This window comes from Priestia filamentosa, assembly GCF_900177535.1.
In the GTDB taxonomy this organism is placed as follows: Bacteria; Bacillota; Bacilli; order Bacillales; family Bacillaceae_H; genus Bacillus_I; species Bacillus_I filamentosa.
Genome location: NZ_FXAJ01000013.1, coordinates 57,967 through 75,318, shown reverse-complemented (window position 1 = coordinate 75,318; position 17,352 = coordinate 57,967). Strand labels below are relative to the sequence as shown.

Annotated in this window: 19 protein-coding genes; 13 read left to right on the top strand and 6 right to left on the bottom strand. The window is 35.1% G+C overall.

The genetic code is table 11. The features are described 5' to 3' along the window. The 6 genes from B9N79_RS24245 to B9N79_RS24220 all read left to right on the top strand — a co-directional run. On the top strand, positions 1 to 219 hold a 219-nt coding region (locus B9N79_RS24245), incomplete at its 5' end, for a DUF3231 family protein (RefSeq protein ID WP_139814843.1). A 520-nt stretch (positions 220 to 739) separates the two neighbouring features. Beyond that, on the top strand, positions 740 to 1,774 hold the full coding sequence (locus tag B9N79_RS24240) for an ABC transporter permease (RefSeq protein WP_046218344.1): 1,035 nt from the start codon (positions 740 to 742) through the stop codon (positions 1,772 to 1,774). Between the two features lies 1 nt (position 1,775). Next, positions 1,776 to 2,477 carry an ABC transporter ATP-binding protein gene (locus B9N79_RS24235; RefSeq protein WP_046218275.1) on the top strand — a complete coding sequence of 234 codons (702 nt, stop codon included), beginning with the start codon at positions 1,776 to 1,778 and terminating at the stop codon, positions 2,475 to 2,477. A 127-nt stretch (positions 2,478 to 2,604) separates the two neighbouring features. Beyond that, positions 2,605 to 3,285, top strand: coding sequence for a response regulator transcription factor (locus tag B9N79_RS24230; protein ID WP_019390920.1), 681 nt, complete (start codon positions 2,605 to 2,607; stop codon positions 3,283 to 3,285). Next, positions 3,282 to 4,664, top strand: coding sequence for a sensor histidine kinase (locus B9N79_RS24225; RefSeq protein WP_046218276.1), 1,383 nt, complete (start codon positions 3,282 to 3,284; stop codon positions 4,662 to 4,664). The genes B9N79_RS24230 and B9N79_RS24225 overlap by 4 nt, the downstream gene beginning before the upstream one ends. Positions 4,665 to 4,935: 271 nt before the next feature. Continuing rightward, the gene (locus B9N79_RS24220) at positions 4,936 to 5,319 is read left to right on the top strand and encodes a VOC family protein (protein ID WP_085119284.1); all 384 of its coding nucleotides are present in this window, start codon (positions 4,936 to 4,938) and stop codon (positions 5,317 to 5,319) included. A 228-nt stretch (positions 5,320 to 5,547) separates the two neighbouring features. On the opposite strand, the gene B9N79_RS24215 is transcribed toward B9N79_RS24220, so the two are convergent. Beyond that, positions 5,548 to 5,847, bottom strand: a complete 300-nt coding sequence (locus tag B9N79_RS24215; protein WP_046218278.1) for a spore coat protein — start codon at positions 5,845 to 5,847, stop codon at positions 5,548 to 5,550. Beyond that, a complete protein-coding gene (locus tag B9N79_RS24210; protein ID WP_046218279.1) occupies positions 5,840 to 6,052 on the bottom strand; it encodes a hypothetical protein in 213 nt (70 codons plus the stop codon). Before B9N79_RS24210 ends, B9N79_RS24215 begins: the two co-directional genes overlap by 8 nt. A 149-nt stretch (positions 6,053 to 6,201) precedes the next feature. Between B9N79_RS24210 and B9N79_RS24205 the strand changes: the two genes are divergently transcribed. Genes B9N79_RS24205 through B9N79_RS24195 form a run of 3 tightly spaced genes read left to right on the top strand, consistent with a single transcriptional unit; the run spans position 6,202 to position 7,948 of the window. Next, positions 6,202 to 6,417, top strand: coding sequence for a hypothetical protein (locus tag B9N79_RS24205; protein ID WP_046218280.1), 216 nt, complete (start codon positions 6,202 to 6,204; stop codon positions 6,415 to 6,417). A gap of 10 nt (positions 6,418 to 6,427) precedes the next feature. Then, complete coding sequence (locus B9N79_RS24200) at positions 6,428 to 6,790, top strand: spore coat protein (RefSeq protein ID WP_085119281.1); 363 nt, start codon at positions 6,428 to 6,430, stop codon at positions 6,788 to 6,790. 21 nt (positions 6,791 to 6,811) lie between these two features. Continuing rightward, entirely contained in the window at positions 6,812 to 7,948 is a 1,137-nt protein-coding gene (locus B9N79_RS24195) for a zinc-dependent alcohol dehydrogenase (RefSeq protein ID WP_046218282.1), read from the top strand. Between the two features lie 939 nt (positions 7,949 to 8,887). Here B9N79_RS24195 and B9N79_RS24190 read toward each other — a convergent pair. Then, positions 8,888 to 10,318 carry an IS4 family transposase gene (locus B9N79_RS24190; RefSeq protein ID WP_063592749.1) on the bottom strand — a complete coding sequence of 477 codons (1,431 nt, stop codon included), beginning with the start codon at positions 10,316 to 10,318 and terminating at the stop codon, positions 8,888 to 8,890. A gap of 468 nt (positions 10,319 to 10,786) precedes the next feature. On the opposite strand from B9N79_RS24190, the gene B9N79_RS24185 reads away from it, so the two are divergent. After that, positions 10,787 to 11,254 carry a DinB family protein gene (locus tag B9N79_RS24185; RefSeq protein ID WP_046218283.1) on the top strand — a complete coding sequence of 156 codons (468 nt, stop codon included), beginning with the start codon at positions 10,787 to 10,789 and terminating at the stop codon, positions 11,252 to 11,254. A gap of 433 nt (positions 11,255 to 11,687) precedes the next feature. Here B9N79_RS24185 and B9N79_RS24180 read toward each other — a convergent pair whose 3' ends face one another. Beyond that, on the bottom strand, positions 11,688 to 12,140 hold the full coding sequence (locus B9N79_RS24180) for a GNAT family N-acetyltransferase (protein ID WP_046218284.1): 453 nt from the start codon (positions 12,138 to 12,140) through the stop codon (positions 11,688 to 11,690). Between the two features lie 547 nt (positions 12,141 to 12,687). Here B9N79_RS24180 and B9N79_RS24175 point away from each other — a divergent pair. From B9N79_RS24175 to B9N79_RS24165, 3 genes are all read left to right on the top strand, one after another. Then, on the top strand, positions 12,688 to 13,152 hold the full coding sequence (locus B9N79_RS24175; protein WP_063592748.1) for a helix-turn-helix domain-containing protein: 465 nt from the start codon (positions 12,688 to 12,690) through the stop codon (positions 13,150 to 13,152). 168 nt (positions 13,153 to 13,320) lie between these two features. Then, entirely contained in the window at positions 13,321 to 13,782 is a 462-nt protein-coding gene (locus B9N79_RS24170) for a VOC family protein (protein ID WP_063592747.1), read from the top strand. 910 nt (positions 13,783 to 14,692) lie between these two features. Continuing rightward, complete coding sequence (locus tag B9N79_RS24165; protein WP_046218285.1) at positions 14,693 to 14,989, top strand: hypothetical protein; 297 nt, start codon at positions 14,693 to 14,695, stop codon at positions 14,987 to 14,989. Positions 14,990 to 15,583: 594 nt separating this feature from the next. Here the strand turns inward: B9N79_RS24165 and B9N79_RS24160 are convergent. After that, a complete protein-coding gene (locus tag B9N79_RS24160; protein WP_046218286.1) occupies positions 15,584 to 16,810 on the bottom strand; it encodes a cation:proton antiporter in 1,227 nt (408 codons plus the stop codon). After that, positions 16,811 to 17,314: a cation:proton antiporter regulatory subunit gene (locus B9N79_RS24155; protein ID WP_046218287.1), complete on the bottom strand. Its 504-nt coding sequence runs from the start codon at positions 17,312 to 17,314 to the stop codon at positions 16,811 to 16,813. Positions 17,315 to 17,352 lie beyond the last annotated feature (38 nt).

The window sequence follows — 17,352 nt, the reverse complement described above, 5'->3', positions numbered from 1 at the left end:
CCTTTTTCTGACAAAATTATGCTGTTCCATAAAGTAGATATGTTCGCCATGAAGATAAGGTCATTCGGAAACTCACTGGCGGTAACAGCAAGAAGAGATATCGATTTCTTATATATAAGAACTCTTATGAACATTGGCTTATTTGTTGACGACGGCATCAATATCTTAATTGATAAAGGTTGGTTGGAATCACCGCCAAAAGCGTATGACAGGATTTAATATACAATTGAAACAGCGTGAATACCTTCCAACTTCCAATTAAAAGCTAGTCGAAAATAATTTTAAAAAGGAATAGAACGATGTGGCGAGCAATAAAGAAGCGATTGAACAAGCTGATTATCAATAAGAGTTTTTTGAGAGAAAAAACGCACGTAAAAGTATACTTGAATGTTAAGAAAAAGATCAAATTTGTTGGCATTCAACGAGTTTGATCTTTTATTACTTTTTTAATTCATTTTATGGTAAATAAGCATTGTTGAATTACCTTTAATAAAGAAAAACCCTTTGCTCAGCATTAGCAAAGGGTTTTTACATATTGGGGAATACGTTAATATCATGTCTGATGTTATAGATTTATATACATATATGTTTTAGAGTTGACCCTTTTTTGAGGGGATGACAATAGTGGTTGTGAGAGTTGTAGACAACACTTCCATATTAAATGTAAAGGTTTATTCACACTCCGTTCACATAGGGGGTATATGCTATGAATGTAAAAAAGAGTTTGGAGGAGTTCATGATGAACCTTGCATGGAAAGAGATTAAAAAAAGTAAATTAAGATTTTTAATTTTAGGATCTATCGTTTTTCTTATTAGCCTATTAACGTTTATTATTTCTGGTTTAGCAAATGGGTTATCACAAGACAATGCCGCATTAATTAAAGATTTACCAAACGGACAATTTTATATGAATAAGGATGCAGAGGAAACCTATAATTTATCCAAAATAGATAGCAGGATACAAGATAAAATGTTAAACCAACACAAAGATGCTACAGCATTGTCTATTCAAATGGGATTTTTGAATGATCAAAATGACAAACAACAAAGTGTGGCTTTTGTCACCTCGACTAATTCAAAGCTTTTTAAAAACGTCAAAGATGGGGAAGTCATACTCGACCAATCAATGAAAGATAAAGGAATTAAAGTGGGGGATGTTTTAACAACTAATCAGTTTAGTGGTGAATTTGTTGTCAAAGGTTTTGTGGATCAAAAAAAATTCAGTCACGCCCCCGTTGCTTTTATTAATATAGAGAACTACAAAGAAATGTACAGAGTGAATGAAATGCAATTGATTTTCATACCTGGAAAGGACACAGAGCAGAAAGTAGATGGATTGCAATCATTTTCAAAGAAGGATTTTCTGAATACCATTGCGAGTTATAGCGCAGAACAGATGTCTTTAAATATGATTGTTTGGTTTTTAGTGGTCATTAGTGGAATGTTGTTCGCTATCTTCTTCTACATGATGAACATTCAAAAAATGGGTCTATACGGGATTTTGAAAGCCATTGGTGTAAAAACAAGCGCGTTGTTTAAAATGATGTGGACTCAAATGCTGTTTATTACAGTCATTGCACTTGGTGTATCTATTATACTCAGTCAAGTTTTTAATAGGATGGCACCTGAAGGAATGCCTTTTAGTTTGTCTCTTGCCACAACCGTGCAGTTATCCATCGTCTTTCTGATTATCGGCTTTATTGGAGCTACCCTTTCAGGGATACAAATTAAAAAGGTCGAACCATTACAAGCAATTCAACAAGGAGAAGTTTAATATGAGTTTTTTTACAATGGATAAAGTTAAAAAAGTCTTCATGAATGGAGAGTTAAAGGAAGAAATATTAAAAGGAATCGATCTTTCCCTTCAAGAAGGAGAGATTACAGCGTTAGTAGGGGCTTCAGGATCTGGTAAAAGTACACTGCTAACCATAGCAGCAGGACTTCAGTCTGCCTCCGGTGGTGATATAATATTTGAGGGGGAAAATATAAATACTATGAACCTGGAACAAATTCGAAAAATACGGGCTCATAAGTTCGGCTTTGTTTTTCAATTTGCCCATCTTGTTCCATTTCTCACAGTAGAAGAACAGTTATTGCTGATGCTAAATATTTCGGAATCCAAATTAAAGAAATTTGAACAGAAGAGAGAAATTGATCGGATTTTAAGATTGGTGGAAATGAATCGTCGAAAGTATGCCTATCCGTCTTCATTATCTGGTGGAGAGAAACAAAGGGTCGCCATTGCTCGTGCAATCATTCATAAGCCTAAAGTGCTGTTCGCTGATGAACCAACGGCAAGTCTAGATTCAAAAAGGTCTCAAGATGTTATGTCACTCATACGGGATTTGACGAAGACCTTGAACATTACGACTCTAATGGTTACGCATGATGAAGAAATGCTTTCTTATGCGGATCATATCATTAAAATGAATGATGGTGTAATTTTGCATAATGAAGATTTAACCCCTAAACTCTAGGGGAAGGATCGAAGTTGTACTTTTTTATATGTATGAAATAGTCCTGCCCCATTGTGTAGGACTATTTTTTCCGTTTTATTAATACAAAGTGATTGGATTAAATTTTTATATTATAGGAGTAAATAGTATGACGAACATCTTAATTGTTGATGATGATATTAATATTTTGAAACTTGTAAGTATCCACTTATCTAAACTAGGTTACCACGTCTTCGAAGCAAAAGATGGATTGGAAGCCTTGAAAATTTTTAATAAGGAAACGTGTCATTTAGCTGTTATTGATGTCATGATGCCTTTTATGGATGGCTATACATTAACTAAAGAACTTCGAAAGCAATCTGATATCCCTGTTATTCTTTTGACAGCTAAGAATCAAATTGAAGATAAGGAACAAGGATTTCAATCAGGAACCGATGATTATCTGGTTAAACCGTTCGAACCAAGAGAATTAAGCTTTCGAATAGAAGCTTTATTACGACGATATAATCAGCATTCAAATGAGGCTGTTGTTCGTATAGGGAACACAACGATCAATACCAAAAGCTATGAAGTGCAAATTGGAGATCGAATGATTCTTTTACCCTTAAAAGAATTTGAACTTTTATATTTCCTGGCATCAAGACCTATGCAAGTGTTTTCCAGGAGTAACCTAATCGAACATATTTGGGGGCTAGAGTATGAAGGCAATGAACGAACGGTGGATGTTCATGTAAAAAGATTAAGAGAACGTTTTTCTAAATTAACCAATGATTTTCAAATTAAAACTGTAAGAGGAGTTGGATATTCACTGGAGGTAATCAACGGATGAGGACTCTTTATGTGAAATTTGTAGTCATTACAATTGGAATTATGATCCTAAGTAGTATTCTGGCTTTTTTTATATCGAATACGTATTATCAGCAAAAATTAAAACCGTATAATGATCAAAAAATTACAAAAATGGCACAGTCAATTGTAACATTTGCTGACGAGCATCCAAATGTTAATTTAAAAGAGTACTTAGAGAATATTTCTTCGATAGGATATCAAATTTACCTTGTAGATAATACTGAGGAAGAGTCTTTTTTTGGCGCGCCCTTTCGTGAGAAGAGCCTTTCTGTGTCTGTTAAAGAACAAGTATTAGATGGCGAGACTTACCACGGTATTCTTCATTTTCCACGAAAAACGTTTGTAACGGGATTCTTTGCAAATGAATTAAAAAATACAATTGGTGTTCCACTAAAACATCAAGGAAATAAATATGCTCTTTTCCTTAGACCAGATATTAAACTCCTTTTTAATGAGATGCATTTTTTATTTGCATGGCTGCTTGCCTTAACGATTATACTGAGCATTGTTATGGTGGTTGTGAGTACAAAATATTTAGTAAAGCCTATTTCAAAATTAACCATAGCCACTAAATCACTCTCTAGGGGTGAGTTTAATGTTGCACTGGATGTTACTCGTCATGATGAACTAGGAGAACTCTCCCATAATTTTTTACAAATGGCAAGAAAGTTAGAACAAATGGATGATATGAGGAAGGAGTTCATTTCGAACATTTCTCACGATATCCAGTCGCCTTTATCGAATATAAAAGGATATACAAACCTATTGGAAGATGACTTACTAAGTGTGGAGGAAAGAGGTCATTATATTTCAATTATTAATGGTGAAATTCAAAGGCTATCTACTTTAACGAAACAATTATTACTTCTAGCCTCATTAGATCGTAATGATAATATTTTGAAAAAAAGAACATTCAATGTTGGTCAACAAATTAAGGAATTAGTACGAAATTACCAATGGCAAGTAAGTGAAAATGAGATTATGCTTAGCTACTCTTTGCCAGATATAGAAATCATCGGTGATCCATCATTACTTAACACAGTTTGGGATAATTTATTAACAAATGCCATTAAATATAATAAATCTGAGGGTAGTATTGAAATATCAATCGAAGAAAGAGAAAAATCCATAATGGTCAGCTTTGAAGATACAGGAATAGGATTGAAAGATTCAGAAATAGAAAGGATATTTGATCGCTTCTATCGAGTAGATACTTCACGTACACATACCGTGGAAGGAACTGGACTGGGCCTATCGATTGTCTGGACCATTGTCAAAATGCATGAAGGTCATATTTATGTAAATAGTACAGAAAAAGAAGGAACGACTTTTAGTGTTGAGTTACCTATTCGTTGTTAATTATGAGGATTTGTTATTTATTGCTGATTAAATTATTAATCAGTAATGAATGCCTCTTTTTATAAATTTACAGCTAAATCAGTTTTATGTTAACCGTTGAAGTTTAAATGTAGATATTAAGTAATGGAAAAGTCCGTAAAATTATACTTTTACGGACTGTTTTTCTAGCAATAACGTTTCCCTTTTCTATTAGTGAAGATTAGATTAAAAAGGTTTATTCGTAGGAGTGATAGAAACTAATAATAAAACCAAAATATTCAGGGGGAAACTAATGATTAATAAAGTCGGTCAAATTATGGTATATGTAGAGAATCAAGATGAGATAGTGAAGTTTTGGACTGAAAAGGTAGGGTTTAGTGTAATTTCTGAACAAGATAATGGTCAAGGAATGAGATGGATTGAAATTGCTCCAACAAAGGATTCAGAAACAAGTATCATTCTACAAAATAAAGAATTCGTTGCTAAGATGGATCCTGAATTAAATCTTGGTACACCTTCTTTACTGTTTTTTACAGAGAATCTCGATAAATTATATAAAGATTTATCAAATAAAAATGTTACAGTCGGAGAAATTGTAAATATACCTTCTGGTAGAGTATTTAACTTTGCAGATAGTGAAGAAAATTACTTTGCAGTCATGGAAAAGAGTAAATAACTACCATTTTTATTGAACTAAAGGGCGCGGTTATGAAACAACATTAGAACATGGTCATCAAAGGAACTTGTCCGTTTCTTAAAACACTAGTTAGAATCAACGAACCTAAGATAGATTTTTGATAAAAAGGGGTAGTACCAGCGAAGCTGTCACTACCCCTATTAAAGGAAAAAATCAGCTGTTTAATAGCAGCTGATTTTTTATTGAATAAAACATACGTTACTGCCCCTATTGATCTTTAAGGTTTAAAGCGGTATGTGCATCCTGCAGTCTCACATTTAATTGATCGTCTAAATGATTAGGGTGGTAATATCCATTGGCAGTCATATATTCTGTTATCTTGGCATGTGTATCCACTGCATTTCTTAATTGCTCACGAAGAGCTGATTTAAGTTCAGGTGTAGCTGTTTCCGTAATAGCAAATGCGAGATTTCTGACCGCAGATTTAGATGAAATCAGAAAATCTGAGGCGATTGCCCGTTCTGTCAATCCTCCCATTCCAGCCATATTTTGCAGGATATTAGTCATTGTGAGTCTCCTTCCGTTTTGTAATAAAGGTCTGAAGCTGCTCCAGATCTTGACTTCCTGATTCTAAATCATCAGAAAGAATCGTTTTAAGATCTCCATCAGGAAGCAATTTGCTCATAGTTGCAGCTTTTGTTAAACATACTGTTTTAAATGCAATTAACTCGAGTGTCTCCAATGTTTCATGAAGTCCTAAATATCTTGTCAAGAGTATCTCTCCAATCTTTAAAAACTTCTCTTATCTTGCTTCAGTCAGGAGATTCACATTCCACCAAAAATATCCCATAACCAGTAATATTTCATTGAATAATATTCGCATCATAAAGGAATTTTAACTTTTAGGCAGGAGGTGAAGTCATGGAGAAGGAAATCTTGGCTTATCATGAAACAATGGAAACACATGAGATATTAAACCTGAAAACTGTATGCTTATTGAAATCAAAGCTTATGCAGGGGCTTTGCTTCGATAATGATTTAAAAGCACTGATGGAAAAAGATGTTCAACAGTCAATTGCAGCGATAAATGAACTTAAAGAATTTTATAAAGGGGCAAGAACCAATTATATAGAGTGAGGTGAAAAAAATGGAAATAGATTATTTGGATCCACAAGGGGCTGAACATATGCCAGAAATGGCATATTCAGGAATTGCATTGGAGTTTCTTCTTTCAGTTAAAACGGGCATTCATACATATGCCATTGCATTAACTGAAACAGCGAGCCTGGAGTTAAGAGAGGCATTATACAGACAAATGGAACAATCCATTGATTTACACACAGAGATATCTGAATTGATGATAAGCAAGGGCTGGCTATATCCAAACGATGTTGGCAAGCAAGTTGAGTTGGATCTTAAATCTGCCGACAATGCTTTAATGATTGCCGAGATGAACTTATTCCCGAATGATACGGATAGACTTGGAATGTTCGCAACGCCTAATAAATAAAATAATGGAGGTTAGAGAAAAATGAAAGCTGTCACGTACCAGGGGAGTAAAAATGTCCAGGTTAAAGAAGTAAAAGACCCAAAAATTAAAAATGGCGATGATATCATTATAAAAATAACATCTTCTGCTATATGCGGATCCGATTTGCATTTGATTCATCAAATGATTCCCAATATGCCAACTGATTACGTAATAGGCCATGAACCGATGGGGGTAGTCGAAGAAGTAGGACCGGAAGTAACAAAATTGAAAAAAGGGGATCGGGTAATTATTCCCTTTAATGTAAGCTGCGGGCATTGCTGGTACTGTAACCATGACATAACCAGCCAATGTGATAATTCAAACCCTCATGGTGAAATGGGCGGTTTCTTTGGATATTCAGAAACAACCGGTGGATTTGCTGGCGGACAAGCTGAATATATGCGAGTTCCATATGGAAACTTTACTCCCTTCAAAATACCAGAGAATTGCGAAGTAGAAGATGAAAAGTTAGTGTTACTTGCAGATGCAGCCTCAACAGCTTATTGGAGTGTAGATCACTCTGGTGTCAAAGCTGGTGATACTGTCATCGTTTTAGGATGCGGTCCAGTAGGTCTCCTGGCTCAAAAATTTGCCTGGTTTAAAGGTGCTGAGCGAGTTATTGCGGTCGATTATCTCAATTACCGTCTTGAACATGCGAAACGAACCAATAAAGTGGAGACTGTAAATTTTGAAGAACATGAGAACGTTGGAGAATATTTAAGAGAGATAACACAAGGCGGAGCAGATATCGTTATTGATTGTTCAGGTATGAGTGGCAAGATGACTCCTCTTGAATATCTTGCATCCGGAATGAAGCTTCATGGCGGTGCAATGGGCGGGCTTGTTATTGCGTCTCAGGCTGTACGCAAAGCTGGGACCATCCAAATTACCGGTGTTTATGGGGGACGTTATAATGGTTTCCCGTTAGGAGACATCTTCCAAAGAAATGTTGATATTAAAACGGGTCAGGCCCCAGTTATTCCGTATATGCCTTTTCTTTATAATCTTATATCTGAAGGAAAGGTTGATATTGGTGATGTAATTACACATGTTCTTCCATTAGACCAGGCAAAGCATGGATACGAAGTTTTCGACACAAGGACCGATAATTGTATAAAAGTCATTCTAAAACCTTAAAAATTGAAAAATCAAAGATGTATTCCTATATATTCATTTAGAAATGGAGGTTGTTATTTTGAATAATAAGGACTCATTATTAGGCATATCAATTTTTGGCATACTATTAACAACTATCTACACCGCAATACTTGCATCACAACTAATGGCCACAAAACATAAGGTTGATTACCTTTATTTCAAAAATAAATTTACAGATTAACAATTATTTACGGCGGTGATAATTCATCGTCTTTTTGTTGAATCAAAGGTATGGTTGAAAGTCCTTGATTTTTCAAAGGATATCAGAGAAAATATGTGAAATTATTAACTATTGGGAAACTTTGTTAAATATTGAACTTAAACTATAGGGTGCGTTAGTTCAATAAGAACTAATCTATTTTTATAACAATTTGGTAGTTATAATCTTCAGCAATCGGGCGCGATTGTGGAATAAGACTTAGAATTTAAACGGCTTTATTGCTAAAGCATCCTTTATAAAAAAATTAACAACTTTATTATACCCCCATCCAACACAGGAGGGGGAATGCATGTTAGAAGTATTAAACTTAAATAACTTATTGATCTTGACATTTCCTTATTGCGGGTGGTGACAGCTTTGATACTACCCCAAAAAGGACAAATTCATTTCTACCAATGAATTTGTCCCTTTTTTATTGTTCATATAGCCTCAAAGCTTTAGTTAAATTAAGATAATAAGCATACTCATAACAAAGACCGCCCAGTATCCATTCATGATAGTGTGTCACCATCCTCATTAGGCGCATGCTTAACATCTCCATACCCTGTTTTAGTATTCTTCTAGATATAGGGGTAGCGTCACATGCCCATCAAGCTAACAACGTAAATTACTAAATACGAAAAGATCCTTGTCTCAAAACTAGCGAGTGATGAAAAGATAGGCATGCCAAAGAAGCTTATTAAAACGCAACTTTTTCGCTAGGCAGCTTGTCTATGCTTCATCGTCGTTTCATACACAACCCCTAGAATATCAAAGACGGTCATCTTCTTATACCGATGACATTTACGGCCGTTCTTTTTGAGTAGCTGATAAAGGTGATACAGAACGTTCAAAAGTTCTTCTGTACCAATTGCTATCGCCTGAAACAGTAATGAAAAGTAATCTTTAATCATATAAATCGCTTTGTATTCACTCAGCTCCTGCTTTTTCTTTTCAAGCAGAAGCTGTCGCATTTGGAACATCGTAGAAGAACAGAGGAGAATACCAATGAGTTGTCCATATAAATGGCACTCTAGGCGTTCTCTTTTACTATTTTTACATTCATCAATTTCAAAGAATGACTTCCACGTTTTAAACAAAATCTCGATCTGCCAACGAAGTGAATACAATGCATGCACGAAACTCGTCGGTACTTCTTCTAGCGACGTGTTCGTAATATATACATTCATGCCCATTAAACGTTTACTTTTACCTTTCATGGCAATGCCTTTCTTCTTTTCACGTATCGCTTGGTTTTTCAAGCGTGTTTGTGTTTGATCGTCGGTTAAACGATGGATAATGACACGTGCTGGAAGCTTCTGGTTTTGATCAATGTATCCCTCAGGGATTTCCATCGTTTCACCAGAAGTTAGATTAGACATCATTTGTTTCATATCAAGCTGGATGTACTCTGTTTGCTTTTTTAACGTGCCACTTTTGAAGTATTCTGGCTCAGGATTCTTGATATAAATGCGTGTATTCAGCTTCAACCGCGAGATATAGTAAGCCTCTTTATCATGAATGGTTTGTAAGTCTCCTAAATCGAAGTAACCAAGATCACGCAAACATAAATCGCTGGCCTCTACGGTTTCAAGGCAGATGGTACCGTATGTTTTATCGTTATTCTTTCCTGGTCCAAGCTGCACGTTAAGAAATTGACCACTCAGTAAATCATATTCCAATTGGATTTTCACTCCTGCCGTATTACTACTTCCACCTGAACCTTGATAGTCGGTGGCGAAATAATCAGGCAGTTGAAACACTGTCGCATCTAAAATACGGATACGATTGAAAGTAGAAATCATGTGTGCAGAAAGCGATTGATTTGAACAGAGTTTTTGTGTGAGAAGAGAAGTGAAAACTTCTCGAAGAAACGCCACAGCTGCTGGATTAAAACGTTGGTTCAGTCCTTCTGGGCTCATCAGTACCCCAGTGGAAGCTTCTAATCGACTACACAGTTGTGTAAGTGAAGTGCTAGCGATTTCTTGACTGAGCCAGACGCAAAGGGCAATGAGTTCGTTTGCTTGATACTTACTTTTCCGTCTGACAAAACCAATTTCTTTCGCCATCTTTTGTAGGATTGCAGGTGATAAAAAGCGCTTAAGTTCTTGTGCGAAAAGTGTGAGTTCCTCTGAAATGATCGAATTCATCAAAAAACACCATCCTTCTCATAGGCTCTTACAAGAAGCATAGCGTTTTTTCGTTTTTGGGGCATTATTTTAGCTTAACTTGATGGGCATGTGACGGTACCCCTAACATAGATTATTGGAATGAGAAAAACAAAAGGTAAAGCAAGGCAATGATTAGCCTGCTTTACCTTTTGCATTTTTTGAAGTTTCAGGATGGAAAAGGTCTCTCCTATTAAAAAGAGCGAGAAGACAAGAAATAAAAAAAAGGATTGTTGCTACTAAGAATGTTATCCGAACTCCGTAATGTTCAGTTATATATCCTAATAAAAGAGATGAAATACCAAAAGCTCCATAAATTAATAGTTATGAAACCGATTAGAGAAACTAGTTAAATCAATAAAATAACATTTCGTTAAGTTTTTTTAAGAGTATTTCGTGTTTATTTCTGGTACATTGAATTAGAAAGTAGATGAGAAAGGAACTGATTAAATGAATAGAATAATAGGTTTAAAACAATTTGAGTTAACTCGTGGGTCTTTAATTAAATTTATGCAAACGTTGGATTCTGAAACTGCGGACAAGCAGCCAGAGGGTTTCAACAACACAATTCGCTGGCATATTGGTCACGTACTATCTGCGGCAGAGTTATTCATGTTTGGCAAAGAGTTTAAGCATTTACCAAGCGAGTATCCTAGCCTTTTTGGAAATGGCACAAAACCATCTGAATGGAATACAGAAGGTCCTTCATTAGAAGAGTTAATGTCCCAATTACAAGAACAAGCACAGCGCATTAAAGTAATTCCAGAAGAATCATTTGAAAAAAAGCTTTCGGAACCGTTCTTAGGATTAGAAACAGTAGGTGAGCTTTACGGCATGATGCTTTACCATGAAGCGGACCATATCGGTCAAATCAAGGCGATGAAACGCATTGTAGAAGCTAAAAAAGTAACGGAATAATTGAAAACTGTGAGTTTGAATATAAAAGCTCGACGCTTCAAAAAAGTTGTTATGCCCAAATACCTATTTGGATAAGGTTTAAAGGGGTGTTTGGGTATAACCAATCACAAGATGTTCATGAAAAGAAATTTAAAATACTGAGAAAAACCAAGAAAACAAGAGAAAAACCTTACTTTAATGAGGGAGTTGTTTAAAAAACGGTAGAATGCGGGTTTATTTGATCATTTTTAAACAACTCCCTCCCACTAACTCAGAATAGGTTACTGTTTTTGTTGATGCACAGAGTGCTGCCCCTAAAACTTGTATATAAAGCCTTGATTACTGCTAATCAACATTTTTTAGTTAAAGGGATTATAGGGCAGGAGTAATCCTGCTTTTTTTCGTCCGTTTTTTTAATTGGAGCACTGTTTTTCAATTTGATAAATGATGTTCATTAAAAAGTGAACCCATATCGTTTTGAAATAATGTCATGAAATCCTAAAGAATTATATAAGTGCTTTGTAACAGAGTTGTTGATTCCTGTTTGAAGTTCAATTCCTTTTAATCCTTCATTTTCAGCCCAACGAATAACATGAAGTAAGATTTTTTTTGCAATCCCACGATTACGATGTTCCTTGTGAACAAATAGGTCATTCAGCCAAATATATTTTCCGCCTTTTTTTAAGCTAATACCAATATTAAAAAAAGCTAGTCCTAAAACTGTGCTATGCTCTTCTGCTACAACAATTTTTGATAAGGAACCTTCTTGTAGTGATTGTTGAATCCCATTTAATAATGTTTGATAAGTTTCTTCCGTGTGAGTACGAGTCATTTGCTGCATTAATAAATCAGCAATCTTTTTTTGCAACTCATCGTCAGCTTGTGCTGGAACCTGATAAACCTTCATGTTTTCCCCTCCTGCTTCTCCCAAAAAATAATAAATCACTCTATTGCTCATTTTAACTGATAGAGAGTAAAAATTTAATACAAAAACATTTTGTCATCTGGTCAAAAGGGGGTACCTTTAGCAAAACGCGGATTTACAACGTTAAGGAATTTGGATATGAAAATAATTAAATTTTGCTACGCTAAGAAGAAAAACTTATGGATGTGGCATTTCAAAAAGCATGCTTTATGACAAGCCTAATATCCTTTGAATTCATTATGTCAAAAAGCCTGTATTCAAGTTATGCAATATTTCATTTGATGGAGGGACTTTCTGACATATGGACATTAGGAAGGTTCCCTTAACATTGACATATCAATGGATTCTTACGTTCTACATCCCTTAGCGTTGTTAATCTGCGTTTTGTTAAAGGTACCCCTTATAGAGAAACAGCAAAAAGGAGTTACAGTGGAGTTTGGAGAAGAAGTAAGCACAGAATCCGAAGATGAAGAAATGGAAAGAATGAGAGCGATCCTTGCTCAGTATCAATGACAGGAGTGACTCACAAATGACAACAATTGCGGAGAGACAACAAATCAAAGAAATGTTGAATTATCCGCCGTATGCCTCGACTGTGGTTGAAAAACAGCACATGAAAGCTGTACTGATGTATGGAATTAGAAAAGATTTAAAGTATGTATGGGAAAGGCTCAAGGAAGGCACGAGACGGTTTTTAGACATGTTGTGTGCTTATGGAGCTAAACGAGGATTTGTGTACATCACAGGAAAAAGCCTCGCAAAACTTTGTCAAATAAACGAGCGTACAGTCAATAGATGGATAAGAGTGTTAATCAAGTCTGGACACATTGTCAGAGTGTATCGACGTGCGGAGCGATCTAATGGGAAAGGGCAACCCCTCTTTCTGTTTGCGCATCATCCCTATTTTGAACATTGGACTCATTTTTTGAAGATTAACGAAGTGGATAAGGAGAGAATGGAAAAGGGATATTTCGCAAAACGAAGATTCGGTTAGGATCGAAAAAGCTATACTTTTGAAACACAAACAGATAGTTCGCGTAATAACCGACCGTAAAAGTGTACTTTTACAGACGTTTTGTGTATAAACAATTCCTAAAAAGTAGGAATTTCAAGTGGGTAATTGGGTTTTTTTGTATAATGTAGTGAGGGAGGGAGGAAAGGAATGATCGAAGGATTATATGAAGCACATTTGCCCGTGAGCAACTTAAAACGTTCCATAGAATTTTATAAAGGACTTGGTCTAGAATTTTCGCATAATCATGAGGATAGGTTGGCATTTTTGTGGATTGAAAAGAATAAAAGTTGGTTAGGACTTTGGGAGACAGATAAAGTAGAACTGGAATATCATCCTTCCATAAGGCACATTGCTTTTCAAGTTTCTTTAGAGGGTTTAAGACATTCTGTTTCATGGTTAAACGAAAGAGGATATAAGCCTAGAGAGGCATTTGGTTTTAAACCTGTTGAACCATTTGTTATGGCACACAGTGGTATGGCTCATGCCAAAATTCATTTTAACGACCCGGATGGAAATAGCCTAGAATTTATATGTAAGATAGATAATCCTAAGAATATTACAAACCGAATGTACTTAAGTGAATGGGAACAATTAAATCAAGATAATTAATACTTCTCAATAAAGCACATAAAACAAAGGATCATTAAAAGGCTTGAATTTTGCATTCAGTATTGGTGTTCTACATAACCATAAGATAAATGCAAAATCCAGGCCTTTATTTGTATATTTTCAAGGTGGCAACTACTATGTGTCTGTGGAAGTGTTCCCTACACTTGCCACAAATCCCCTTGTCGCTGACTTACTTCTCTTTCACGTAAAGAGACATCCTTTTATACTGTTCTCATGTTTTCTTTTGAAATGGAAAACGTCCCCACACCTACCACACCCACCCTTGTCGTACCTTGAACAAAGAATAAGATATATAAACATACGTGTATATTAATCTACAAAACTGTCCATACTGTTAATGTATTCCCCCATATGTAAAAACCCTTTGCTAGTGCTGAGCAAAGGGTTTCTTTTTATTGAAGGAAATTCAGTAATGATTAGTTACCATAATGTTGATTAGAGGAAGTGATAAAAGCACAAACCTGCTCAGTACATCTTTGATTATCTGTTTTAATGATCCTTGCTTTACTTCATCTACATTTTAAGTGAGGTCTTTTTTTGTAAAGAAAAGGATAAACATAACAAAGTAATTATATGACAAAGCCCTTATATTCTCTGAGAATACAAGGGCTTTTCCTACTCATAATGTACATTATATGGAATCTTTAAGTCATAATTAACTGCTAATGAAAGAAACTAGTTTTTAAATTCCTAGGGCATGTTTTACGTTAACTCATTTTGTAATATGATTTGCATTTTTGAAAAATATATTCAAAAAGAGAAAAACCTATTTAATGATTTTATCGTCTAATGCTTATAAAGGGAGACCATTCATTTGTCTGTCTTTTAAGTAAGTTTGGGTCATTCTATAGGTTTTATAAAAAGACTATTGAAAAGGAGAAGATTTAGTATGAACAAACTGTTAATTTTGACAATAGCTTCGGAATTTTTTCTTCTGGCGTCTTTCCTACTCGTTTTCCTAACAACAAGAAAGACGAAAAAGAATATTCTCTTAATACCCTTGTTGATTATTGGAGGCGCACCACTTCTCTATCTAGCCATATATGATATGAATAATCATTATGCAGATGCCAATATCGGTTTGGGGTTAGCTTTTATGTTTACCTGGATATATAGTGTAATTGCTTTTGTCATTGCCATCGTTCTCTTAGTAAAAAGAAATAATAATATCTCAAAAGAACAGTAATTATAGTTGGAGTACAAAAAATCAAAAGATATGGTTACTATGAAATTTTGTTCTATCTCTAATGATATTAAAATAGAATAAAAATTGATTATACAATCAGAAGAAAGGAGGTACAACTAAACTAGGGGAGAGCATCATAAAATCTAATGCAGCTAACAATCTCTCACTCTTCATTTATCTAAAGAATATCAAGGCTTGTCTATAATTAGTCTTTATCATACAACAATCTATTCGGTTGACTTCTAGCCTTCATAACATGGTCTCTTTTGTAAGAAGTTTTTACAGGAGCATGGACTGGACACCAGCTCATAAAAGTATATCTAAAAGAAAGGGAGCGAACCTGTCGTTTATCAACGAGTTTGCGCTTTTTTTCTATTGGCTTTGTTAAATAGTATTGTTGCTTTTCAGATATAAAATATGGAACGTCCGATTTGGACGTTCCCATTAATAAAAGGTTGATCATAAAATAAAAAAGGGAGATGCTATAGCATCTCTCTTTTTATTGAAGTCATTATTATTATGTTGAAATTAGAGGATTAAAAACGAGGTGGTGGAGTTAACTCAACGGTCCTATTATATACATAGGATACTAGTTTATTCACCTGGAAGTTCTATCTTTTTCTTTTCAGGTGCTTTACTCCATTTAAAAATCTTATTTAAACCACCGTAGATATTTTTGCTTTCCTTCGTCATAAGTGGCCCTATAATGGCTAATATAAGAACATAAAGGGCAGTAAAAGGAGTCAAAATAGGATTTAAACCTGCTGTAACCCCTAAATCAGCTACAATGATTGAAAATTCTCCTCGAGCCATGATGGTTAAACCAATACTAGAAGAAGCTTTGTGAGATAGCCCTGCTTTTCTTCCAGAAATCATGCCAGCAACAAAATTTCCGACAATCGTTATTATAGCAGCACCTAGTGCTAACCAAATTGCATTAGTTAATGTTGATGGGTCAATACTTAGTCCGAAGCTGAAGAAGAAAATGGCTCCGAAGAAGTTTCTAAACGGAACGACCAAATGTTCAATACGATCCCGATGCTTAGTTTCTGAAAAAACTAAACCTAATAATAAAGCACCAATGGCTTCTGCTACGTGAAGCGTTTCTGAAAATCCAGAAACAAAAAATAAGATAGCAAATATAACGATAATGAAAATCTCGTCGGATTTTATATTCAACCATTTATTTAATAGAGGTGCACCTTTTCGTGCAATAATAAAAAACAGTAACATATAACCAACAGAAATAAGAACAGAAGTGATAATACCGAGGGCGGAAGTTGAGCCTGCAAGTAGGACCCCTGACATTGTGGTTAAAAATAAAGCTAAAAAGATATCATCAAATAAAATAATCCCCAGAATTAGCTCCGTTTCAGGATTTGCTGTTCTTTTTAAATCAACCAGCACTTTCGCTACAATGGCACTAGAGGATACGCTAAGGAGTCCGGCAATAATAAGAGTCTCCATCCAAGGCATACCTGCAACAAATCCATATAAAAGACCTAAAGCAAAGTTCATTGCTACATAGATACTTCCCCCAACGACTATATCCCGCCCTGATTTCATCAGTTTACCAACAGAAAATTCTAGCCCTAAGTAGAAAAGTAAAAATAGCACCCCAATTCGCCCCATGAATTGGATAAAGTCGTTACTTCCAATAAAGGTTAAGTCAATAATTCCAATTTCCGGGGCGTGTGGTCCTACCATCATCCCTAGAATAATCAAAAATGGAATAATGGAAAATTTAAGCTTGTTCGCAATAATTGATCCGATGGCTACAATGATAAGTGCAGTGCCGACTTCAAATACCAAATGATCCATTTATATCATTCTCTCCTTATTTGATAGTAACTTGCTAATTAGTTCTTTTAATTGGCTTCTTTCCCCCGAGATAACTAATGTGTCTCCTACTTCAATAACAGTATCTGGACCTGGATTATGAGACTTTTTAGTCTTTTTTTTCTTTATGGCGATAACAGTAACCCCAAAGTTATTTCTGATATCAATCTCACCAATTGTTTTATTCACAGCAGGTGCATTAGGCTCTACTTTGTACCATTCAATGATTACATCATCAAATGCAAAATCAATTGTTTCTAGATCTTTAGGTTTATAGGCCATGCCGCCTAAAATTCCTGCAATTTGTCTGGATTCTGAGTCATTGAATGTGGAACTGCTTACAACTTCATCATAGTCATCTGCGTCAAAATGATAAATTTCTCTCCTACCATCATCATGGATAACAATCACCAGCTTGTCTTGATTTTTTGTGATAATTTCAAATTTATAACCGATACCTGGAAGTTCACTTTCTCGGATATTCAATGTAAAATCCCTCCCTCAAATAGTTTACATATGGATGA

Excerpts from the sequence above, each read along its gene's own strand:
- B9N79_RS24240 (WP_046218344.1), top strand. The coding sequence starts at position 740 with ATGAACCTTGCATGGAAAGAGATTAAAAAAAGTAAATTAAGATTTTTA.
- B9N79_RS24235 (WP_046218275.1), top strand. The coding sequence starts at position 1,776 with ATGAGTTTTTTTACAATGGATAAAGTTAAAAAAGTCTTCATGAATGGA.
- B9N79_RS24230 (WP_019390920.1), top strand. The coding sequence starts at position 2,605 with ATGACGAACATCTTAATTGTTGATGATGATATTAATATTTTGAAACTT.
- B9N79_RS24225 (WP_046218276.1), top strand. The coding sequence starts at position 3,282 with ATGAGGACTCTTTATGTGAAATTTGTAGTCATTACAATTGGAATTATG.
- B9N79_RS24220 (WP_085119284.1), top strand. The coding sequence starts at position 4,936 with ATGATTAATAAAGTCGGTCAAATTATGGTATATGTAGAGAATCAAGAT.
- B9N79_RS24215 (WP_046218278.1), bottom strand. The coding sequence starts at position 5,847 with ATGACTAATATCCTGCAAAATATGGCTGGAATGGGAGGATTGACAGAA.
- B9N79_RS24205 (WP_046218280.1), top strand. The coding sequence starts at position 6,202 with ATGGAGAAGGAAATCTTGGCTTATCATGAAACAATGGAAACACATGAG.
- B9N79_RS24200 (WP_085119281.1), top strand. The coding sequence starts at position 6,428 with ATGGAAATAGATTATTTGGATCCACAAGGGGCTGAACATATGCCAGAA.
- B9N79_RS24195 (WP_046218282.1), top strand. The coding sequence starts at position 6,812 with ATGAAAGCTGTCACGTACCAGGGGAGTAAAAATGTCCAGGTTAAAGAA.
- B9N79_RS24190 (WP_063592749.1), bottom strand. The coding sequence starts at position 10,318 with ATGAATTCGATCATTTCAGAGGAACTCACACTTTTCGCACAAGAACTT.
- B9N79_RS24185 (WP_046218283.1), top strand. The coding sequence starts at position 10,787 with ATGAATAGAATAATAGGTTTAAAACAATTTGAGTTAACTCGTGGGTCT.
- B9N79_RS24180 (WP_046218284.1), bottom strand. The coding sequence starts at position 12,140 with ATGAAGGTTTATCAGGTTCCAGCACAAGCTGACGATGAGTTGCAAAAA.
- B9N79_RS24175 (WP_063592748.1), top strand. The coding sequence starts at position 12,688 with ATGACAACAATTGCGGAGAGACAACAAATCAAAGAAATGTTGAATTAT.
- B9N79_RS24170 (WP_063592747.1), top strand. The coding sequence starts at position 13,321 with ATGATCGAAGGATTATATGAAGCACATTTGCCCGTGAGCAACTTAAAA.
- B9N79_RS24165 (WP_046218285.1), top strand. The coding sequence starts at position 14,693 with ATGAACAAACTGTTAATTTTGACAATAGCTTCGGAATTTTTTCTTCTG.
- B9N79_RS24160 (WP_046218286.1), bottom strand. The coding sequence starts at position 16,810 with ATGGATCATTTGGTATTTGAAGTCGGCACTGCACTTATCATTGTAGCC.